18 protein-coding genes and 2 tRNA genes are annotated in these 21,058 nt (G+C 60.8%); 17 read left to right on the plus strand and 3 right to left on the minus strand.

Annotated features, from left to right (window positions below; all coding sequences use genetic code 11):
* Positions 1-166: 166 nt before the first annotated feature.
* Positions 167-1,819, minus strand: coding sequence for an OFA family MFS transporter (locus tag ACNFIC_RS12485; RefSeq protein ID WP_138219341.1), 1,653 nt, complete (start codon positions 1,817-1,819; stop codon positions 167-169).
* Positions 1,820-2,248: 429 nt separating this feature from the next.
* Between ACNFIC_RS12485 and ACNFIC_RS12490 the strand changes: the two genes are divergently transcribed.
* The 6 genes from ACNFIC_RS12490 to ACNFIC_RS12515 all read left to right on the plus strand — a co-directional run bounded on the left by ACNFIC_RS12490 (position 2,249) and on the right by ACNFIC_RS12515 (position 7,773).
* The gene (locus ACNFIC_RS12490; protein ID WP_416781102.1) at positions 2,249-4,495 is read left to right on the plus strand and encodes an AsmA family protein; all 2,247 of its coding nucleotides are present in this window, start codon (positions 2,249-2,251) and stop codon (positions 4,493-4,495) included.
* Positions 4,492-5,559, plus strand: a complete 1,068-nt coding sequence (gene mutY / locus ACNFIC_RS12495) for an A/G-specific adenine glycosylase (RefSeq protein ID WP_416781103.1) — start codon at positions 4,492-4,494, stop codon at positions 5,557-5,559. Before ACNFIC_RS12490 ends, mutY begins: the two co-directional genes overlap by 4 nt.
* A complete protein-coding gene (locus ACNFIC_RS12500) occupies positions 5,556-5,828 on the plus strand; it encodes an oxidative damage protection protein (RefSeq protein WP_138219344.1) in 273 nt (90 codons plus the stop codon). Before mutY ends, ACNFIC_RS12500 begins: the two co-directional genes overlap by 4 nt.
* A gap of 89 nt (positions 5,829-5,917) precedes the next feature.
* Positions 5,918-5,993, plus strand: a tRNA-Phe gene (locus ACNFIC_RS12505).
* Between the two features lie 268 nt (positions 5,994-6,261).
* The gene (gene ppk2 / locus ACNFIC_RS12510; RefSeq protein ID WP_138219345.1) at positions 6,262-7,260 is read left to right on the plus strand and encodes a polyphosphate kinase 2; all 999 of its coding nucleotides are present in this window, start codon (positions 6,262-6,264) and stop codon (positions 7,258-7,260) included.
* Between the two features lie 69 nt (positions 7,261-7,329).
* Positions 7,330-7,773, plus strand: coding sequence for a hypothetical protein (locus tag ACNFIC_RS12515; protein ID WP_138219346.1), 444 nt, complete (start codon positions 7,330-7,332; stop codon positions 7,771-7,773).
* 163 nt (positions 7,774-7,936) lie between these two features.
* On the opposite strand, the gene gabP is transcribed toward ACNFIC_RS12515, so the two are convergent.
* Entirely contained in the window at positions 7,937-9,322 is a 1,386-nt protein-coding gene (gene gabP / locus ACNFIC_RS12520; RefSeq protein ID WP_138219348.1) for a GABA permease, read from the minus strand.
* 635 nt (positions 9,323-9,957) lie between these two features.
* Here gabP and ACNFIC_RS12525 point away from each other — a divergent pair.
* From ACNFIC_RS12525 to ACNFIC_RS12570, 10 genes are all read left to right on the plus strand, one after another.
* Positions 9,958-10,731, plus strand: coding sequence for an ABC transporter ATP-binding protein (locus ACNFIC_RS12525; RefSeq protein WP_138219349.1), 774 nt, complete (start codon positions 9,958-9,960; stop codon positions 10,729-10,731).
* Positions 10,732-10,742: 11 nt separating this feature from the next.
* Positions 10,743-11,495: an ABC transporter substrate-binding protein gene (locus tag ACNFIC_RS12530; RefSeq protein WP_138219350.1), complete on the plus strand. Its 753-nt coding sequence runs from the start codon at positions 10,743-10,745 to the stop codon at positions 11,493-11,495.
* 55 nt (positions 11,496-11,550) lie between these two features.
* Complete coding sequence (locus ACNFIC_RS12535) at positions 11,551-12,243, plus strand: ABC transporter permease (RefSeq protein WP_416781104.1); 693 nt, start codon at positions 11,551-11,553, stop codon at positions 12,241-12,243.
* Positions 12,244-12,933, plus strand: coding sequence for an ABC transporter permease (locus ACNFIC_RS12540; protein ID WP_138219352.1), 690 nt, complete (start codon positions 12,244-12,246; stop codon positions 12,931-12,933).
* A gap of 100 nt (positions 12,934-13,033) precedes the next feature.
* Entirely contained in the window at positions 13,034-14,260 is a 1,227-nt protein-coding gene (locus ACNFIC_RS12545; RefSeq protein WP_416781105.1) for a methyltransferase, read from the plus strand.
* A gap of 699 nt (positions 14,261-14,959) precedes the next feature.
* On the plus strand, positions 14,960-15,163 hold the full coding sequence (locus ACNFIC_RS12550; RefSeq protein ID WP_416781178.1) for a hypothetical protein: 204 nt from the start codon (positions 14,960-14,962) through the stop codon (positions 15,161-15,163).
* A gap of 98 nt (positions 15,164-15,261) precedes the next feature.
* A tRNA-Thr gene (locus ACNFIC_RS12555) sits at positions 15,262-15,337 on the plus strand.
* A 164-nt stretch (positions 15,338-15,501) separates the two neighbouring features.
* On the plus strand, positions 15,502-16,830 hold the full coding sequence (locus ACNFIC_RS12560) for a tyrosine-type recombinase/integrase (RefSeq protein WP_416781106.1): 1,329 nt from the start codon (positions 15,502-15,504) through the stop codon (positions 16,828-16,830).
* A gap of 894 nt (positions 16,831-17,724) precedes the next feature.
* The gene (locus tag ACNFIC_RS12565) at positions 17,725-18,705 is read left to right on the plus strand and encodes an integrase domain-containing protein (protein WP_416781107.1); all 981 of its coding nucleotides are present in this window, start codon (positions 17,725-17,727) and stop codon (positions 18,703-18,705) included.
* Positions 18,702-18,977 carry a hypothetical protein gene (locus ACNFIC_RS12570; protein WP_416781108.1) on the plus strand — a complete coding sequence of 92 codons (276 nt, stop codon included), beginning with the start codon at positions 18,702-18,704 and terminating at the stop codon, positions 18,975-18,977. The genes ACNFIC_RS12565 and ACNFIC_RS12570 overlap by 4 nt, the downstream gene beginning before the upstream one ends.
* A 266-nt stretch (positions 18,978-19,243) precedes the next feature.
* Here the strand turns inward: ACNFIC_RS12570 and ACNFIC_RS12575 are convergent, their stop codons facing one another.
* Entirely contained in the window at positions 19,244-20,197 is a 954-nt protein-coding gene (locus ACNFIC_RS12575; RefSeq protein WP_416781109.1) for a hypothetical protein, read from the minus strand.
* Between the two features lie 78 nt (positions 20,198-20,275).
* On the opposite strand from ACNFIC_RS12575, the gene ACNFIC_RS12580 reads away from it, so the two are divergent.
* Complete coding sequence (locus tag ACNFIC_RS12580) at positions 20,276-21,055, plus strand: hypothetical protein (RefSeq protein ID WP_416781110.1); 780 nt, start codon at positions 20,276-20,278, stop codon at positions 21,053-21,055.
* Positions 21,056-21,058 lie beyond the last annotated feature (3 nt).

The raw sequence follows: 21,058 nt of genomic DNA on the forward strand, positions 1-21,058 counted from the left end.
CGGGCTTGCCCGCGAAGCAGGCGACTCGGTGTATGGCACCGGCTTTGCCGGTGTTCGCGGGCAAGCCCGCTCCCACAGATTCCTTCTAAATCAACAAGTTATGTGTAGTTCTATGAGAGCGGCCTTGCGCCGCGAAAAGGGGCGCAACGCGCCCCTCGGGTTCACATCAATGGAACAGCACGGCGGTTTTCTGCAGGGTAATCCACACACCCCATGCCAGCGGAATCACCACCACCGCCCAGGCCAGCAGCACCAGCGGCAGGCTGCCCGGTGCGGCTTTCCACTCCAGCGAACGCGCGCCGTCGGCGCCTTTGTCGTGGCTCAAGGCCCGCTCTGCGGCCAGCTCGGCGTCGGTCATGAAGTACTTGTCGGCCACCGGGCGCACCAGCATGTTGCAGATGAAGCCCAGTACCAGCAGGCCTGCCAGGATGTACAGGGTCATGTCGTAGGCCGCTGCGCGCTCTACGCCCGCCGCCAACTGCGCCTCGCGCAGGTAGGTAATCAGCACCGGGCCGAGCACGCCAGCCGCCGCCCAGGCAGTCAGCAGGCGACCGTGGATGGCACCGACCATCTGCGTACCGAACAGGTCGGCCAGGTATGCGGGCACGGTGGCGAAACCACCGCCGTACATCGACAGGATGATGCAGAACGCCGCCACGAACAGCGCCACGTTACCGATGTGGCCCATGTTCGGCACTAGGCTGTAGAGGCCCACGCCCAAGGCGAAGAAGGCGAAGTAGGTGTTCTTGCGGCCAATGTAGTCCGAGAACGACGCCCAGAAGAAGCGCCCACCAATGTTGAACAGGCTCAGCAAGCCGGTGAAGCCGGCGGCAATCGCGGCGATCTGCGCCAGTTGCGCGGCGTTCAGTTCGCTGAAGGTCAGCTCGTTACCCAGCAGCTTGCCGGCGAACACTTCCTGCAACAGCGGCGAAGCCATGCCCAGGATGCCGATACCGGCCGAGACGTTCAGGCACAGCACCAGCCACACCAGGGCGAACTGCGGGGTTTTCCAGGCCACGCTGACGTGCACGTGGCGGTCGGTGACCATAGCGTTGGCCTTCTTGGCCGGCGGCGTCCAGCCTTCAGGCTTCCAGCCGGTCGGCGGCACGCGGTAAGCCAGGGCTCCAGCGGTCATGAACACAAAGTAGATCGCGGCCATGGCGACGAAGCTCTGCCATACGCCGACTTCGGTGCTGCTGGCGAAATGGCCCATCAGTGCGGTGGCCAGAGGAGCGCCCACCATGGCACCTCCACCAAAGCCCATGATTGCCATGCCGGTCGCCATGCCGCGCTTATCCGGGAACCATTTGATCAGGGTCGAAACCGGCGAGATATAGCCCAGTCCAAGGCCGATACCACCGATTACGCCCGAACCCAGCCACATCATCCACAGCTGGTGAGTCTTCACGCCAATCGCCGAGATCAGCAGGCCGCCGCACCAGCACAGCGCCGATACCAGGCCAGCTTTGCGGGGACCTGCGTGTTCCAGCCAGCCGCCCAGCACCGCGGCCGAGCAGCCGAGGAAGACGAAGAACAGGGTGTAGATCCAGCTGAGCATGGAAATCGGCCAGTCGCACTCGGCGCTGAACAGGCGGGCGATGAAGCCCATGTCGGCCGCACAGGCCACCGGCGCGGTGATGCCCAGCGCCTGCGACAGCGGCAGCCAGAACACCGAGAAGCCATAGGCCATGCCGATGCACAAGTGAATGGCCAGGGCTGCCGGCGGGACCAGCCAGCGGTTGAAGCCCGGGCGGGCGATGATGCGCTCCTTCGACAAGAAGCCTGGGGTGCTGGCTCCTGACGTGATACTGCTGCTCATGAAATGTTCCTTCTTGTAGGTGGGCTTGACCTACGGACGTATGGCCCGGCTCTGTGTGGCTGCACGCAAGAGCAGCCCGGCCGTTGCTGGCGACCCGCCGCGACAATGAGTCGCGGGGGCTCCGCAGGCGGGCGCAAGATTAGCAGCACCCGATGACATGAAAGCAATCTGATATCGTTATTTTTTCGATAGCTGAATCGGTATTGCTTGTATCGAGGTGATGTTCTGTCACCTTTTCGGGCGCTTTCGAAGGGACACCGGCCCACGGCGCCATGCGTTGAGCGGATGCGGACAGGCCCTGCTACAGCGCCCGAACGACACGCGAGTGAACTGAAACGTCGCCACTTGTCGAAATGTAGGATACGCAGAGCCAATCGTCGCGGCGCTATACTCGCCGCTGAATTCAAATCGGACTACAAGGACTCGCCCATGAAAGCGTTCGGCAAAATCCTGGGGCTGGGGCTTCTCGGGTTGTTGCTGATCATCGTGGCGCTGGGCTTCGCCCTGACCCACCTCTTCGATCCCAACGACTACAAAGACGAAATCCGCAAGCTGGCCCGCGACAAGGCCCACGTGGAACTGACCCTCAATGGCGATATCGGCTGGAGCCTGTTCCCCTGGCTGGGCCTTGAGCTGCACGAGGCGAGCATCGCCACACTGAACAACCCCAAGGTGCCGTTCGCCGATTTGCAGATGCTCGGCTTGTCGGTACGGGTCCTGCCGCTGCTGCGCCGCGAAGTACAAATGAGCGATGTGCGCGTCGAGGGCCTGAACCTGACCCTGGTGCGCGACGCCAGCGGCCACGGCAACTGGGAAGACATCGGTAAGCCTCTGCCCGAGCCGAACGTGGCCAGCGCGCCGCCCTCCAGCGAGCCCGCACAAACACCGACGAGCAAACCTGAAGGCAACAGCGAACGCGCGGTCAAGCTGGACATCGACAGCCTCACCGTGAACAACGCGCGGGTGCTGTACACCGACGAGAAAGCCGGCCAGAGCTACAGCGCCGAAAGCATCCAGTTGAGCACCGGCGCGGTGCACGAAGGGGTGAACATCCCGCTCAAGGCCAGCGCCTTCCTCAGTGCCAGCCAGCCAAACATCAAGGCGCGCACCGAACTGACCGGCGAGCTGCGCTTCGATCGCAAGCTCAAGCGCTACAACCTCGAAGACATGCGCCTGTCTGGCGAAACCTCGGGCGAGCCGCTGGCCGGCAAGACCTTGACCTTCGCCGCACAAGGCCAGGTGCTGGTCGACCTGGCCGCCAACGTCGCCTCCTGGAGCGGGCTGAAAGTCTCGGCCAACCAGTTGCGCGCCCTGGGCGAGCTGAACGTGCGCGACCTGGACAAGACCGCGCAGCTAAGCGGCGCCCTGTCGGTGGCGCAGTTCGACCTGCGCAGCTTCCTCGACGGGATCGGCCAGACCCTGCCGGCGACCGCCGACCCGGCAGTGTTCAAGAAGCTCGAACTGGTCACCCGCCTGGAAGGCTCGCCAAACAGCCTGGCCTTCGAAGACCTGGCGGTGAAACTCGACGACAGCACCTTCAGCGGCCGCGTCGCCGTCGAAGATTTCGCCAAGCAGGCCCTGCGCGTGCGCCTGAAGGGCGACAGCTTCGACGCCGACCGCTACCTGCCGGCCAAGAGCGAGCAAGCCAAGGGCGCCAGCGCCGCACGCCAGGCCGAGATCAAGCAACAGGAAGCCAGCGCGGTGGCCGGCGCCGGCACCACGCCGCTGCCCAACACACCCACGCAACAAGCCTGGAGCGAAGACAAACTACTGCCAGTCGAGCGTCTGCGCACCCTCGACCTTCAAGCCGAGCTGGCGTTCGACGCGCTGACCCTGGACAAGCTGCCAATCACCGACGCACAGCTCAATGCCACTGGTCAGGGCGGCCTGATCACCCTGCAGACCCTGCGCGGCGGCCTGTACAATGGCAGCTTCGAGGCCAAGGGTAGCGTCGACGTGCGCCCAGCCGTGCCACAGCTGGGGATCAACACCAAGATCAACCGCGTACCGGTGGAGCACTTCATCAAGCGTGAAAGCCCCGACCAGGCGCCACCAGTCAAAGGCCTGCTGACCCTCGCCAGCGACCTGACCGCTACCGGCAACAGCCAGAAGGCCCTGGTGGACACCCTCAACGGCACCGCCAGTTTCACCATCAACGACGGCGTGCTGGTCAACGCCAACCTCGAACAACAGCTGTGCCAGGCCATCGCCACACTCAACCGCAAGCAACTCAGCGGTGAGCCGCGCGGCAAGGACACACCGTTCCAGGAACTGCGCGGCAGCCTGGTGATCCGCAACGGCGTGGCTAGCAACCCTGACCTGAAGGCGCGAATCCCAGGCCTGACCGTCAACGGCAACGGCGACCTCGACCTGCGCGTGCTGGGCATGGACTACAACGTCGGCGTGGTGGTCGAAGGCGACCAGCGCGCCATGCCGGACCCGGCCTGCCAGGTCAACGAGCGGTATGTGGGCGTGCAAGTGCCACTGCGCTGTCGAGGCCCGATGGAGTTGGGCGCCAAGGCTTGCCGCCTGGACCAGGAAGGCCTCGGCAAGGTCGCCGCGACCCTGGCTGGCAACCGCTTGAAAGACAAAATCGATGAAAAGCTCGAAGAGAAACTTGGAGACAAAGTGAGCCCGGAACTCAAAGATGCGCTCAAGGGGCTGTTCAAACGATGAGCCCCCAGCAGTTCTCCAGCGCCGTGCTGGAGTGGTATGACCAGCACGGTCGGCATGACCTGCCCTGGCAACAGGGCATCACCCCCTACCGGGTGTGGGTCTCTGAAATCATGCTGCAGCAGACCCAGGTGAGCACCGTGCTCAACTACTTCGACCGCTTCATGCAGGCCCTGCCGAGCGTGCAGGCCCTGGCCGCGGCGCCGGAGGACGAAGTGCTGCACCTGTGGACGGGGCTGGGCTACTACACCCGCGCGCGCAACCTGCAAAAGGCCGCAAAGATCGTCGTCGAGCAGCATGGCGGCGAGTTTCCGCGCAGCGTCGAGCAGCTCACCGAGCTGCCCGGCATCGGGCGTTCCACCGCTGGCGCCATCGCCAGCATCAGCATGGGCATTCGTGCACCGATCCTCGACGGCAACGTCAAGCGCGTGCTGGCCCGCTACACCGCCCAGGCCGGCTACCCAGGCGAGCCCAAGGTAGCCAACCAGCTGTGGGCCAGCGCCGAGCGCTTCACCCCGATGACCCGGGTCAACCACTACACTCAGGCGATGATGGACATGGGCGCTACGCTGTGCACGCGCAGCAAGCCCAGTTGCCTGATCTGCCCGTTGCAGCACGGTTGCGAAGCGCACCTGCACGGCGAGGAGACGCGCTACCCCGAGCCCAAGCCGCGCAAGGCCCTGCCCCAGCGCAAGACACTGATGCCGCTGCTGACCAACCACGACGGCGCCATCCTGCTGTACCGCCGGCCCTCCAGCGGCCTGTGGGGCGGCCTGTGGAGCCTGCCGGAGCTGGACAACCTGGAGCAGCTCGACGACCTGGCCTACCAGCACGGTCTGCGCCTGGCCAGCCGTCAGGCCCTGCAAGGCCTGACGCACACCTTCAGCCATTTCCAGCTGGCCATCGAGCCGTGGTTGGTGCGTGTCGACTCGCTCGGGTCGCACGTGGCCGAGCCCGACTGGCTCTGGTATAACCTCGCCACCCCGCCGCGCCTGGGCCTCGCCGCCCCGGTCAAGAAGCTGCTGCAACGCGCGGCCGACGAACTGATTGCAGGAGAAGCCCCATGACCCGCACCGTGAAGTGCCGCAAGTACAACGAAGAACTGCCAGGCCTCGACCGCCCGCCGTACCCCGGCGCCAAAGGCCAGGACATTTTCGAGCACATCTCGCAGAAAGCCTGGACGGAGTGGCAGGGCCACCAGACCATGCTGATCAACGAGAAACGCCTGAACATGATGAATGTCGACGACCGCAAATTCATCCTGGCCGAGATGGACAAGTTCTTCGCTGGCGAGGAATACGCCCAAGCCGAAGGCTACGTTCCGCCCTCGAATTGAGCCACGGATCGTAAGCGACGGAATTAATTTAAATTTTTTTCAAAAAGTCGTTGACGACCTCTGAGAAAATCTATTTAATTCACCCCGTCGCCCAGATAGCTCAGTCGGTAGAGCAGAGGATTGAAAATCCTCGTGTCGGCGGTTCGACTCCGTCTCTGGGCACCACCTTCAAGCTTCTGGTGGTTGCAAAGTTACCCGAAGCGACACAAAAAACCCGCCTAGTGCGGGTTTTTTGTTGCCTGCGATTTTTACCCAAGCATCGGCCAAGCCCCCGCACTCAAAGCCCACCCCCAGCAGATGACCTGCATGAGGGCGACCGTTCGTTCGTCGCCCCTACGCCGACACCCCTTCGATTGACTGATATCAAAAAGCCTACAGCCGCTTCTCCCTAGCATGCTGAGTGGACATCCGAATCGATCAAGAAGGACCGCCAATGAGCGAAGATTCCACCTTGCTGCCCCCCTCAGCCACCGAAGCCGCCCCTGCCAACCCCGAGCCCGTTACCCGCACTCGCCGCCCGCGCACACGCAAAACCGCGAGTGCAGCGCAGCCCATCACCCAGGTCAGCCAGCAACCCGCCGCCCTGGAAGTGGCCAACGCCCGCAAAGGCAGCAACGAGGACAGCACCTCGGCGCGCCTGCCGGCCAGCTACCCCTACCGCACGCGCCTGCGCCGCCAGGACTACGAAAAGGCCAAGCACGCCCTGCAAATCGAGCTGCTTAAAGTGCAGAGCTGGGTGAAGGAAACCGGCCAACGCATCGTCATCCTGTTCGAGGGCCGCGACGCGGCGGGCAAAGGAGGCACCATCAAGCGCTTCATGGAGCACCTGAACCCGCGCGGTGCACGTATCGTCGCGCTGGAGAAACCGTCAGAGCAGGAAACAGGCCAGTGGTATTTCCAGCGCTACGTGCAACACCTGCCCACGGCCGGTGAAATGGTGTTCTTCGACCGCTCCTGGTACAACCGCGCCGGTGTCGAGCGGGTGATGGGGTTCTGCTCGCCACCGCAGTACCTGGAGTTCATGCGCCAGGCCCCGGAGCTTGAACGCATGCTGTGCAACAGCGGCATTCTGCTGTTCAAGTTCTGGTTCTCGGTGAACCGTGAAGAGCAGCTGCGCCGCTTCATCTCGCGCCGGGACGACCCGCTCAAGCACTGGAAGCTTTCGCCCATCGACATCAAGTCGCTGGACAAATGGGAAGACTACACCGCCGCCAAGGAGGCCATGTTCTTCCATACCGACACCGCCGATGCCCCGTGGACGGTGATCAAGTCCGACGACAAGAAGCGCGCACGCATCAACTGCATTCGCGCGTTCCTGCACGCGCTGGACTACCCCGGCAAGGACCACAGCGTCGCGCACGCACCGGACCCATTGCTGGTGGGACGGGCATCGCGCGGGTTCGAGGAAGACGAAGGGCCACAGGTCGCCTAGGCACTTGGGTTTCCCTGGCAACTACGCTTCAATACGCGCCTTTGACCAGACACCCCAAGGACCTACCCCATGGCCACCAACACCAAACAACAGAAACGCGCCAAACGCGCCGCCACCAAGGCCAAGCAGAACCGCATGGTGCGCAGCGGCCAGGCGGTCAAGGGCAGTGCCGGCGACAGTGCCAGCGTCGAGCAGGTGTTCAACAAGGCCATGGAGTCGGGCAGCTACAACAGCCTGTTCGACAAGATGAAGCAAGCCCAGGAAACCGGCCTGGTGCCGATGATCTCGGTGTTCCTGGTGGACCCACTGCTGGCCCTGGTGCTCAAGGGCCACAAGGAAGAACACGCCACCGACTACATCGTCATGGTGTTCACCGCCTACCGCAAATGGCTCGACGGCAGCGACGAAGACGCGACCATGGCCTGGCTGGAAAGCGATGAGTTCCAGGAGGCCTACATCACCGCCTCCGAGGTGGTTGCCAAGCAGCAGCAACAGCAGAAACAGTTCGGCTGATAGCGATTTATAAGCAGGGCCGGCCTCTTCGCGGGCAAGCCCGCTCCCACAGGGCCCTGCACAAATCCTGTGGGAGCGGGCTTGCCCGCGAAGAGGCCAGCACAGACAAACAAAAAGGCCGCGCCCTTCACAGGACGCGGCCTTTTCATTTCAGCGATGCCGCTCAGCTATCCAGCGCAACGCGCCCGGCAGCCGCACGCTTGCGGTGCACCAACAGCCCCGCAGCCACCACGCCAATGCTGAGGAGCGCCGTGGCGATGATCTCGACACGGTGGTCTTCACGCAGAGCCATCACCACCAGCACAGCGACGATGAAGGCGATGGTCGCCCAGGTCAGGCCGGGGAACAGCCACATCTTGAACGCGATCTTCTCGCCCTTGGCTTCACGCTGGGCGCGCATGCGCAGTTGCGACACGGCAATCACCAGGTACACCAGCAGCGCGATGGCGCCGGAGCTGGCGAGCAGGAACTCGAACACCGCCGCTGGAGCCAGGAAGTTGGCGAACACGGTCAGGAACGCCGCCGCCGTAGACAACAGCACCGCCCAATGCGGGGTGCCCGCCTGGGTGGTGCGCTGGGCCACGGCCGGTGCATCGCCGCGCTTGCTCAGCGAGAACAGCATGCGCGAGGAGGTGTACAGCGCCGAGTTCAGGCAGCTGGTTACCGCGATCAGCACGACGATGTCGACGATCAGCTTGGCGTTCGGCACGCCGATCAGGCTGAGTACGGTCTGGTAGGACCCCTTCTCGGCCAGGGTCGGATCGTTCCACGGCACCATGGCCACGACCAGGAAGATCGACACCAGGTAGAACAGGCAGATACGCCAGATCACCGAATTGGTCGCCTTGCTGATCTGCTTGCCTGGGTCTTTCGATTCGGCGGCAGCAATGGTGACGATCTCGGTGCCCATGAACGAGAACATGGTGGTCAGCATGGCCGCCAGCACCGCGCCCAGGCCGTTGGGCATGAAGCCTTGGGTATCGAACAGGTGGCTAACGCCGCTGACCTGGCTGTTGGGCACCATGCCGAACATGGCCGCGCAACCGACGACGATGAAGCCGATGATCGCCAGCACTTTGAGCAGGGCGAACCAGAACTCGAACTCACCGTAGTTCTTCACGCTGAACAGGTTGGTGATGGTCAGCGCCAGGGTGATGACCAGCGAGAACGCCCACAGGTCCACGGACGGGAACCAGGCATGCAGGATGGCAGCGGCGGCGTTGGCTTCCAGCGGGATGACCAGCACCCAGAACCACCAGTACAACCAACCGATGGTGAAACCGGCCCAGCGCCCGATGGCGCGGTCGGCATACGTTGAGAAAGAACCTGTGTCGGGAGAGGCGACAGCCATTTCACCGAGCATGCGCATGACCAGCACCACCAGCGTGCCGGCAGCGGCATACGCTAACAGTACTGCCGGGCCTGCGGCCGCGATGGCGTGGCCGGAGCCGACGAACAAGCCGGCGCCGATCACGCCTGCGATGGACAGCATGGTCACATGCCGTTGTTTGAGCCCCTGAGCGAGGTCATTGGAATTGTTACCGCTCATAAAACTACCTTTGTAAGGAGTGGACTGCCCGAATGAAAGAAAAACGAAGCGTGCCTGTGGGCGCCGCCGCATTCGGTGCTCTCCCTCTGGCAATAAGCGCGCCATTCCTCGGTTGCGCCCATCGGCATGCTGCCGGAGCCCAATAAATCCGTAGCATTGCGCCCAATGCGCCAGGTCATGGCCGAATGCACGTCAAATCCGCATGCCAAGTTCAGATTACTGAAATACTCACTTACAACTGCACCAAAGGTGCTCCTCGGTAACACCTTTGCACCGATGCAACGCATAAAAGTGCAACCCGACGGTACAACCTATCCATTCAGATACGCAGGCATCTGTCAGGCCCGCGCCACGGCCTGTCACATTGGCTTTACCGGCAAATGGTCCAAAAGCGCTTCCCTGCTCCGGCCAAAGCTGGCACCATCGCGCCTTTTTTCATCAAGGCTCCGGTGCCGGGCAAAGTGCCATTGCGGACATCCTCGCGACAGTCCACTGCAGCGATGCGACAAACTGCCCCACCAGCCGCCGAAGCCCCTTGCGACCCGGTTGGCCGCTGTAGGCCGCTATGCTAGCGTGGCGCTCGCCAGGAAGGCCGCCAACAGCTGGGAACGCACCCGAACACATGAGGACCGCACATGGCCCAGGCCACGCCCGCGCTGGAAATCCGCAATCTGCACAAACGCTACGGCGAGCAGGAAATTCTCAAGGGCATTTCGCTGACCGCGCGCGACGGTGACGTGATCTCCATCCTCGGCTCGTCCGGCTCGGGCAAGTCCACCCTGCTGCGCTGCATCAACCTGCTGGAGAACCCGCACCAAGGGGAAATCCTGGTCGCCGGCGAGGCGCTCAAGCTCAAGGCGCAGAAGAACGGCGAGCTGTTCGCCGCCGACAACCGCCAGATCAACCGCCTGCGCAGCGAAATCGGTTTCGTGTTCCAGAACTTCAACCTCTGGCCACACATGTCGGTGCTCGACAACATCATCGAAGCGCCGCGCCGCGTGCTTGGCCAGAGCAAGGCCGAAGCCATCGAGCACGCCGAAGCGCTGCTCAACAAGGTCGGCATCTACGAGCGCCGCCACGCCTACCCAGCCCAGCTTTCTGGTGGCCAGCAACAGCGCGCTGCCATCGCTCGCACCCTGGCCATGAAGCCCAAGGTGATCCTGTTCGACGAGCCCACCTCGGCGCTCGATCCGGAAATGGTCCAGGAAGTGCTTAACGTCATCCGCGCCCTCGCCGAAGAAGGCCGTACCATGCTGCTGGTGACGCACGAGATGAACTTTGCCCGCCAGGTGTCCAGCGAAGTGGTCTTCCTGCACCAGGGCCTGGTCGAAGAGCAGGGATCGCCGCAGCAGGTCTTCGAAAACCCGACTTCGGCGCGTTGCAAGCAATTCATGTCCAGCCACCGCTAACGGAGCAATACATGCACACTTACAAGAAGTTCCTCCTGGCAGCCGCTGCCACGCTGGTGATGTCGGCCAACGCCATGGCCGCAGAAAAACTGCGCATGGGCATCGAAGCCGCCTACCCACCGTTCAACAACAAGGATGCCAGCGGCCAGGTGGTCGGCTTCGACAAAGACATCGGCGACGCCCTTTGCGCCAAGATGAAGGTCGAGTGCTCGGTGGTCACCTCCGACTGGGACGGCATCATCCCGGCCCTGAACGCCAAGAAGTTCGACTTCCTGGTGTCGTCGCTGTCGATCACCGACGAGCGCAAGCAGGCTGTCGACTTCACCGACCCCTACTACTCCAACAAGCTGCAGTTCATCGCACCGAAAAACGTCGACTTCAAGACCGACAAGGCCTCGCTCAAGGGCAAGGTGATCGGCACCCAGCGCGCCACCCTGGCCGGCACCTGGCTGGAAGACAACTTCGGTAGCGATGTCGATATCAAGCTGTACGACACCCAGGAAAACGCCTACCTCGACCTGGTTGCTGGCCGTATCGACGGCATCCTGGCCGACAAGTACGTGCAGTACGAGTGGCTCAAGAGCAAGGACGGCATGAACTTCGAGTTCAAGGGCGAGCCTGTGGTCGACAGCGACAAGATCGGCATCGCCGTGCGCAAGGGTGACCCGCTGCGCGAGAAGCTGAACAAGGCCCTGGCCGAAATCAAGGCCGACGGCACGTACAAGAAGATCAACGACAAGTACTTCCCGTTCAGCATCGAATGATTCACCTCGACCGACACCGCCCTGCGCGGTGTCGGTCCCTTGAACGCACCTACCCATGAATATCGACCTGCACGGATTCGGCCCGGCCATGATGGCCGGCACCCTGATGACCGTAAAACTGGCGCTCTGCGCCTTGCTGCTGGGGCTGGTCCTGGGCCTGCTCGGCGCCCTGGCCAAGACCTCGGCGATCAAGCCCTTGCAATGGCTTGGCGGCTTCTACTCGACATTGGTACGCGGCGTGCCCGAACTGCTTTGGGTACTGCTCATCTATTTCGGCACCGTCGGGCTGATGAACAGCCTCGGCGAAGCCCTCAACCTGCCGGGCCTGGAACTCAGCGCGTTCGCCGCCGGGGTGATCGCCCTCGGGCTGTGCTTCGGCGCCTACGCCACCGAAGTGTTCCGTGGCGCGATCCTGGCCATCCCCAAGGGCCACCGCGAAGCGGGCCTGGCCCTGGGCCTGTCCAAAGGCCGCATCCTGTCGCGGATCATCCTGCCGCAGATGTGGCGCATCGCCCTGCCGGGGCTGGGTAACCTGTTCATGATCCTGATGAAGGACACGGCCCTAGTGTCGGTGATCGGCCTGGAAGAAATCATGCGTCACGCACAGATCGGCGTGACCGTGACCAAGGCGCCGTTCACGTTCTATGCAGTGGCCGCGTGTATCTACCTGGGCCTGACCATCATTGCCATGACCGGTATGCACGTGCTGGAAAAGCGCGCCGCTCGCGGCTTCATGAGGGCCGAATAAATGAACTGGGAAGTCATCATCAAATGGCTGCCACGCCTGGCCCAAGGGGCGACCCTGACGCTGGAGCTGGTGGCCATCGCGGTGGTCGCCGGACTGATCCTGGCCATCCCGCTGGGCATCGCGCGGTCCTCGCAGCGCTGGTACGTACGCGCCGTGCCCTACGGCTACATCTTCTTCTTCCGTGGCACGCCACTGCTGGTGCAGTTGTTCCTGGTGTACTACGGCCTGGCCCAGTTCGACGCGGTGCGCTCAAGCGCGCTGTGGCCGTACCTGCGCGACCCGTTCTGGTGCACCGTGCTGACCATGACCTTGCACACCGCCGCGTACATCGCCGAGATCCTGCGCGGTGCGCTGCAAGCGATCCCCAAGGGCGAAATCGAAGCCGCACGGGCGCTGGGCATGTCGCGAGGCAAGACGCTGCTCTACATCATGCTGCCGCGCGCCGCACGCATCGGCCTGCCGGCCTACAGCAACGAAGTGATCCTGATGCTCAAGGCCAGCGCCCTGGCCAGTACCGTGACGCTGCTGGAGCTGACCGGCATGGCGCGGACCATCATCGCCCGCACCTACCTGCCGGTGGAGATCTTCTTCGCTGCCGGGGTGTTCTACCTGGTGATTTCGTTCGTCCTGGTGCAGGCATTCAAGCTGCTCGAACGCTGGTTGCGCGTGGACGCGAGCCAAGGCCGCTGAACCACCAACCCCCAAACCCGGCCGCTTTCCTCCTGTAGGAGCGGCCTTGTGCCGCGATGGGCTGCACAGCAGCCCTTTCCCTTGGCGCCCCGGTGCTCGTATGAACACGCCCACTCACCTCCAAGGCCCCAACCTGCTCGAGCGCTTCCAGGCCCTCGACCAGTTCCTCTGCCAACACCAGCACCTATGGCGCCCGCGCCCGTTCACGACGCTGCGCCTGGACTGGGAAGCCGAGCACCCGGCACTGTCTGCCTGGCTACGCCAACGCACCTTGGAACAAGCCGAAAGCACCCAGCAGCCTCTCGACGCCCCCGCGCCATTCCCCTCGCTGGCCGCACAGGCCCAGCAGTTGTCAGCCATCGGTGAACTGCCCGACGCCGGCCTGCACCCAGCCGGCCACCGCCTCGACGTCAACGTGCCAGGGCGCAAGTGGCAACAGATCGAAGCCTTCAGCCGCCGCCTGGCCTTCGCCAACCCCGCCCGGCACTGGCTGGACTGGTGCGCGGGCAAAGGCCACCTGGGCCGTCGCCTGCTGCAACCCGGCCAGCGCTTGACCTGCCTTGAGTACGACCCCGCGCTGGTCGAATCTGGCCAAGCGCTGAGCGATCACCACAAGTTGCCCGCCATCCATCTGCACCAGGATGTGATGGCCACCAGTTGCAGCCAGCACCTCGATGGCGACAAGAGCGCGATAGCCCTGCACGCCTGCGGCGATTTGCACGTCCGCCTGCTGCAACTGGCCAGCCAGCAGGGCTGCCGCCAACTGGCCGTGGCCCCGTGCTGCTACAACCGCATCCAGGGGGATAGCTACCTGCCGTTGTCCAGCGCCGCGCAAGCCTCGGCGCTGCGCTTGTCGCGCGATGACCTGGGCTTGCCCCTGAGTGAAGCCGTGACCTCCAGCGCCCGCGAGCGCCGCCAGCGCGATACATCCATGGCCCGACGCCTGGGCTTCGACCTGCTGCAACGCCAGCAACGCGGCAGCGACACCTACCTGCCAACGCCTTCGCTGCCCAGTGACTGGCTCGGCAAACCGTTCGCGCAATACTGCCGCGACCTGGCCGAACTAAAAGGCTTTACCGTGCAGGGTGAACCCGCTTGGCAGGCACTCGAAGCAGGCGGCTGGCAACGCTTAGCCGAAGTGCGCAACCTAGAGTGGGTGCGCAATCTGTTCCGCCGCCCCTTGGAGCTGTGGCTGGTACTCGACCGTGCGTTGTTCCTCACGCAACAGGGTTACACGGTGCAGGTAGGCACGTTCTGCGACTACCCCCTCACCCCCCGCAACCTGCTGCTGCTCGCCGAACGCGGCGAAACGCCGCAGCACGGTTGATAGCCTGTGGATAAGTCTGTGAACAAGCTTGTGATGAAAATCACTGTTTGATGGATCCAATCGCTATTCAAGACCCTCGGCTTATTCCAAACAGTCGCTGAAAACCAGCAAAAACAGGCCTTTGCGCAAAGACCGGTGGTAACCGGTGTCGGCATGCCTTTGGCGCAAGCAATCAATGCCGCTTGTGCATAAGCGTTTACGCCCAGGCGCCGGCCAAGGTGTTCAACACGATGCCAAGGCCCTACAGCCGAGCGCACACGGCATCGGCACTAGACAGGCACGGTTACGGCTGCGAAGGGAGGGAGAGGCTAGAGATCGCCGCTCAAATGACGTTCACGCCAATCCCACGACGCCATTAATTTGCCACCCCTGTACGCCAACGCCTGGCGCGTCAGTGTATGATGCGCACCGGCTCAGTATTTCCGAGCGTATAGCTGACGCCTGCCTACACCCTGATCTGCCTGTGCAACCGGATGAGTGCCCGATCTGCTGCGCAGCTGGGGCGTCACAAAAGGGAAGCAGTTCACAGCCCCCAGCGCGCGCACTACCCGCGCCCGGTTGTGACAGTTAAAATACTGGCCTTGCCCTGCGCCCTGCGGCGGCACCCTCCAGTGCCTATAGAACCCAGACCGACCTGGAACGGACTCGAACATCGTGAAACACGCCAAGCCTTTCGCCCTGCTCACCGTCGCCCTGGCGATGACCGGTTGCGCCAGCCCCACGCCCACCGCCAAGCCCACGTCGCTGGACTGGAACATGCCGGGTATGCAGTTGGGTGGTGACCGTGGCCTGCCCCTGCACACCGAAGCCCCGTGCCGTAAGCGCGGCTGCGACAACGACAAGCTGTTTTTCAACCCCGGCAAATCCGAACCGAGCGTGACCACGCTCCACCGTGGCTGGTAAGAAAATTCTCCTTTTGCCTCGGTGACTTAGAGGATTGCGTAATGATTGCGAGGAAGTGGTTTACAGCCGCGAATCCATCGCTATAATGACGCCCCTGTGCCGGTATAGCTCAGATGGTAGAGCAACTGACTTGTAATCAGTAGGTCCCGGGTTCGATTCCTGGTGCCGGCACCATATCCAGCTCCATCGCGTTCCACCGAATGCCTTGGAAGCCCCTAAAACCCGCCCTTTGGCGGTTTTTTTCGTTCCAGGACCCTCCGTCGGGATCCAACAAAATACCCCATCCCCGGGGGTATTTTTAGGGTACAGCGTCTTGCCTGCATGGAGAACGTACCCTTATGCCACGTCTAGCCGTTCCTCTCAGCGACCTCAAATGCCGTACGGCGAAACCTCGCGAACGTGCCTACAAGCTATTCGACGGTGGCGGCATGTACCTCTTCGTGAAACCCAACGGCGTGAAAACGTGGCGATTGCGCTACTTCAAGCCCAGCGGCAAGGAAGGCACGCTGATCATCGGCAACTACCCCATCATCTCGCTGGCCGTCGCGAGGACTAAGCGCGATGAAGCCAAGGCGCTGTTAATCGACAGCCTCGACCCGATGGAAGAGAAGAAGAAAGCGAAGCTTGCTGCTCAACGGGCTTCCCTGCTTTTTGAAACCGTCGCCCTGGAGTGGCACGCCGAAATGTCGCGGCGCTGGACGGAGGGACACGCCAAGACCGTCATGAGCCGGTTGCGCACCCACGTTTTCCCGCTGATAGGCCAACGCCCCATCGCTGAGCTTGATACCCATGATCTGCTTGAGATCACTCTGCGTATCAAAGAGCGCGGCACCATGGACGTTGCTCTGCGCGTGCAGAATTATCTCTCCACGATCATGCGGGGCGCGAAGCGGGCACGGCAGATCAGCCATAATCCTGCGCTCGATCTGGCAGGGTCGATTCATGCCCCGCGTACCGTGCACCGCCCTGCCCTCTCACTCAACCGCCTCCCCGAACTACTCAGCCGGATCGACAACTACAACGGCCGTGAGCTAACCAAGCTGGCTGTATTGCTGACGTTGCACGTATTCGTGCGCTCCAGCGAACTGCGCTTTGCGCGCTGGGATGAGTTCGACCTGCAAAGGGCAATGTGGGAAATCCCCGACACCCGCAAGCCAATCGACGGCGTGCGCAATTCCACTCGTGGGACCAAGATGAGCGGAGACATCCAGATGGTGCCCCTCTCTCCCCAAGTCATCGCGATCCTTGAACGGCTGCGCGGCTTGAGTCGCTTCTCCGAACTGGTGCTGCCCGGTGACCACAAGTACTGGAAGCCAATGTCGGAGAACACGGTTAACCAGGTGCTGCGCAACGTTGGCTACGACACATCCAAGGAGGTATGCGGGCATGGATTCAGGACCATGGCCTGTAGCGCCTTGCTGGAGTCAGGGCTGTGGACAGACGCGGCTATTGAGCGGCAGATGAGCCACAAGGAACGCAATCGCGTGCGCGCCGCCTATATCCACAAGGCCGAATTTTTGGAGCAGCGCAGGCTGATCATGGCGTGGTGGAGCAATTACATCGATGCCAACAGATCGGGGCATGTGACTCCACATGAGTTCGCCCATCCAGCTGGCGACAACATCACCCCCTTGCCGAATGGGCGTGGCGCATTCAATCGTCGATGAACCCTCCAGATCACCGTTGGCCGCTCTTTAATTCGGGTCCACCCAAACAGGGCTGCAAAGCCGCCCTGTTTGGGTGGACCTCGCTTTGCAAAGCTAAAAGCCGACACAAATCCTTTGGATACCACTGATTTCCACAGGTGGGTAATTTCATGCACAAGCCCAGAAGCCACGAAAATCAGGGCGTTGACCAAAATTATCCACAGGCGTAGAACTGATCTTGCAACCGCTGCCTTAGGCAGCACCCCAGGTGACCCGAACCTTCAAGGTCACGCCGCTCTCGCGGTGGTTCTCCCCAAAGGCGATTCGCATCCGGCAGCTCGCCCGGTCACTACCCATGTGATGGATGCTCTTACACATACCGCGCTCGTGCGCCAGATACACCGTACCTCGCTGCCCTGCAGCAACCTATCCGCTTGGCCGAATATTGCGCCAACCTGTGCCCGTCTCTTTCTTCTGGAAAGAGACGGGCACTTCTACCACTGCTGCAGCCCTGATCGCACATGGCTTTGCGGCATTCCCCCTCGTGACAATCGGCGTGACAAACGCCGATGTCACAAGCAACAGCGCTGTAGATGATGGTGCCGCAGACCAAGGAATGGACTGCACCTGACTGACAGTCAGGCATGCCCCGGTCATCGCATTGCTGCTTGCACATGGCTCAGGATCTTCAGGCGCTGGTCTCGTCAGCCAGTGCTGCCTCCACCCGCCCACCGGTAACGGTGTTCAGGAGGCCAGATCATGAGATGCCCTTGCTCCCGGACGTAAGGAGCCGCCAGTCCCGCGTAGAGGACATTCCCCACAGGTCGCAGGGGCCTTGATCCCTGATAACACTCAACATTCTTGGCGGGATGACGTGGGGCGAGGATCGGAGACCAGGCAATGAGGTGATTCGACATGGCATTGGTGGGTAGACGCGATGGCCGTAATTTCGGCTACGGCAGGCAACTGAGCTATGCAGGGCCGCAGGCGTTGGAAGACATGTTCGGCGGCGGCCACTACGGCACGGTGAAGGCACACTGTGATCGGTGGCAGGCATTCGTCAGATGGTGCCGCTCCGAACAAGGGCCCGGTATCAATGATGCGCGGCAGATTGATCGGAAGGTATTGGCGGACTATGCGGCGTACCTGCGCGACGTGGTAAGGCGCGGTGACCTTGCTGTCAGCACCGCACAAAACCGCCTATCCAGCGTTAACAGGACAATGGCGGCGCTTCGCGGTGATCAGTGCGTGAAATTGCCCAGTCCGAGCAAGGCGTTGGGTATGCAGCGTAGCGGAGTTCGACACTCAGTGCCGCAGGGCCAAGACCGCAGACAGGTTAAGCAGATTGTCGATGTGCTTTGCCGCGATCATCAGCTACGGGCCGCTGCAACCGTTCTGTTGGCGCGAGCCACCGGCATGCGCTTGCGTGAGGCAATCCTAGCCGACTTGCCACGGCTGAGCCGTGAGGCTAACGACCTAGGCAGGATCAACATTCAGGATGGCACCAAAGGCGGCCGAGCTGGCGCCTCGGCGCCACGATGGATTGCGGTGGACCACCATGTTCAAGATGCACTTGAGTTTGCACGGCAGGTGTCGCCTGCGAGTAGCCGCAACCTGATTGCGCCAGACGAAAGCTATCGGAATGTTCTGCAGGAAATCATCCGCCCAGCGCGGGACGTCCTGCATGCACTCAAGCTCAAGGGCTTCCATGAGCTACGAGCGGCGTACGCATGTGAACGCTATGAGCAAATCACCCAGCACCCCGCGCCTATCAACGGCGGCCAATGTTGCCACGTAGATAAGACACTTGATCGTGAGGCCCGAAGGCAAATCAGCTATGAGCTGGGGCACGGTCGGATCGATGTGGTCGCGGCCTACATTGGAGGACGCATATGAGTAAGCCATTCGATATGGAACTGTTCTTGGCTGGCGTTCTGACCGGCTCACACTCAACCCGGCAACGCCATATACGCCAGGCGAAAATCATTCAGGCCGAAATTGCAGCGCGCTGGAAGCTAGAAACACCTTGGGGTTGGCAGAAAAAACATGTTGCTTGGTTTCTCGACCACCGACTAGCGAGGCGATGCAAAGCAACACGATATTACTACCTGCTGACCGTGCGGCTGCTGGCTCGCCGTTTAGAAAGAGAATGGATTTTCAAGTGCTAATAAGGTCTGACTTTGATATTCACGACCGACCGCAACCGACCCAAAGCGACACTTGGCGAAAAGCCGTTTGCTGCCCGTCATGAGCGGTAAAAGTCTGGCCAAGAGCGGCCATCCTGCCTGTCTATTAAACTAGTTTGGTGTTTCACAAATAACGACCATAATTCGCGGCGTCGTGCGGGCTGAACCATGGATACGTCCGTGTAAAATGCATCCTCCTCCTGGGGGGGTTAAGGATGCACCATGACTCTCTGGGACTGAACACCTAGCTATTCATCCCCATTTTCATATTCTGATTCAGAGTCGCTCTCCTTGCGTTTTTTATGCAGCGCATCCTGAATTTTGTAATATTCAACAAAGAACGTATTCGCCACATCAGTGTCTTCTTGTAGCTCGACGTCCTGGGCAACTACAGAATAGCCGCACTCTGCGTGTGCCGTGATGCTGCCATTGGCGGGCAAGGCAATTATCTGCACAAAGTTTGGATCAGCCAAAGAGAAGTGCTGAACAAAATCAACGTCGGAATTCTCAATCTTTGAGACACGGATAGTCGCCTGTCTGCACGCCGACGCAAAAAATACGCCTTTAGCACTCTGCAAGAACCCTGGGTCATTAAGATGCTTTACATCCACAGCGTCTGGGGGGACGGGGGCGACGGAAATAGTTGCCTGAACGCCCCATTCTGAAGCGTTCAGAATCGTTTTTTCGCATTTATTTCGACGGCACTCCCTTATTGCCTCACTGGCATCTATCACTGCTGGAAAGGCTTTAAATACAGGTTTAGCCTCACCCTCTGCCTTTTCACTAATAGGCAATTTCGCGATAGTCCCCAACAGCGTGAATGCTGACTGAATAAATTCTTTCCTCTTGTCTTCCACCTCCACTGTAACTGTTTGAACCAACTGAGTGTTATCGACTTTTGTCAGTGCGATCCGGGTTTTTACACCATACCATCTGTTCCACGGCGTAATACCTAAAGAAAGCCGTGTATCTTCAATCTTCCTCAACGCCACTTCTATCGCATCAGTCGCATTCCCATCCTCCTCTGAGATTTTTTTCGAGATCGTCAATTGAGACTTGGCAAGCATGTAGGTATCAGCCGTGCTGTCTATACTCACGCGCTCAGCGTTTTGGTCATATAAAGTGTATTTCGTACTTGGCACCGCACAACCGTAAAGACTCACAACGACAGAAGCCGTGAGCAAAGAGGGAACCAGTCGCATTTGAAAGCTCCTTTAGGGTGAACTACACTCTGAATCTAGCAGAAAAAAAAACATTGCAAGCGCCACCTGGAGTCGATGATGGACCGCATCCTGTACTTCGCGGTGTTGATAACAACCTCCACTCTCTCGGCTGGTGCCGCAGGCGAGCCGCAGGTCGAACAAGATTCACTTGAGCTTTATGCCCAGCCAAACGGACTCATTTCGGTCGATCAATATGGTGCGGTAAAGCGCCAGACCCGATGGAGCAATCCAGTCATTAACGTCTGTTGGGATGAACACCCGACAAACACTACAGAAGAGCATTACAGAGCCATTGTAGAGCTTGCTGTCGTTTCCAGTTGGCCGAAACATTCGGATGTCAGGTTCATTGGATGGAGGCTTTGCAAAGACTCTCGAGAAGGAGGCATTCACATAACAGTGAGAGATGAGGCCCCTAGAACAAAAGGATTGGGTCGCTATCTCGACGGCAGAGCGGGAGGCATGGTTCTGAATTTTGATTTCAAAAACTGGCGCCCTGCATGTCGGGTAGATAAATCGAAAGAAGACTGCGTCAAGTACTTGGCAGTACATGAATTCGGGCATGCTTTAGGATTTATTCATGAACATACTCGCAGTGATGCCCCTGAGTGTGCTGCTGATGTAAATAGCGTTGGTGCAAGAGGTGTAAAGCTCATCTCTAAGTATGATGAAAAATCCATCATGAACTATTGCTCACCCACTTGGAAAATGTATAGCAATAACGAGGAAGGCAACGGCCAAGTACTTGAAATACTCAGCCCCCTGGACAAATATTCGGTTGCCCAACATTACAAGCTGAAAACAGCTGAGCGCCATGCGCCGCTTGCAATGGAGAACTGATAG

It is taken from the genome of Pseudomonas sp. NY15463, assembly GCF_048068415.1.
Lineage (GTDB): Bacteria > Pseudomonadota > Gammaproteobacteria > Pseudomonadales > Pseudomonadaceae > Aquipseudomonas > Aquipseudomonas mosselii_C.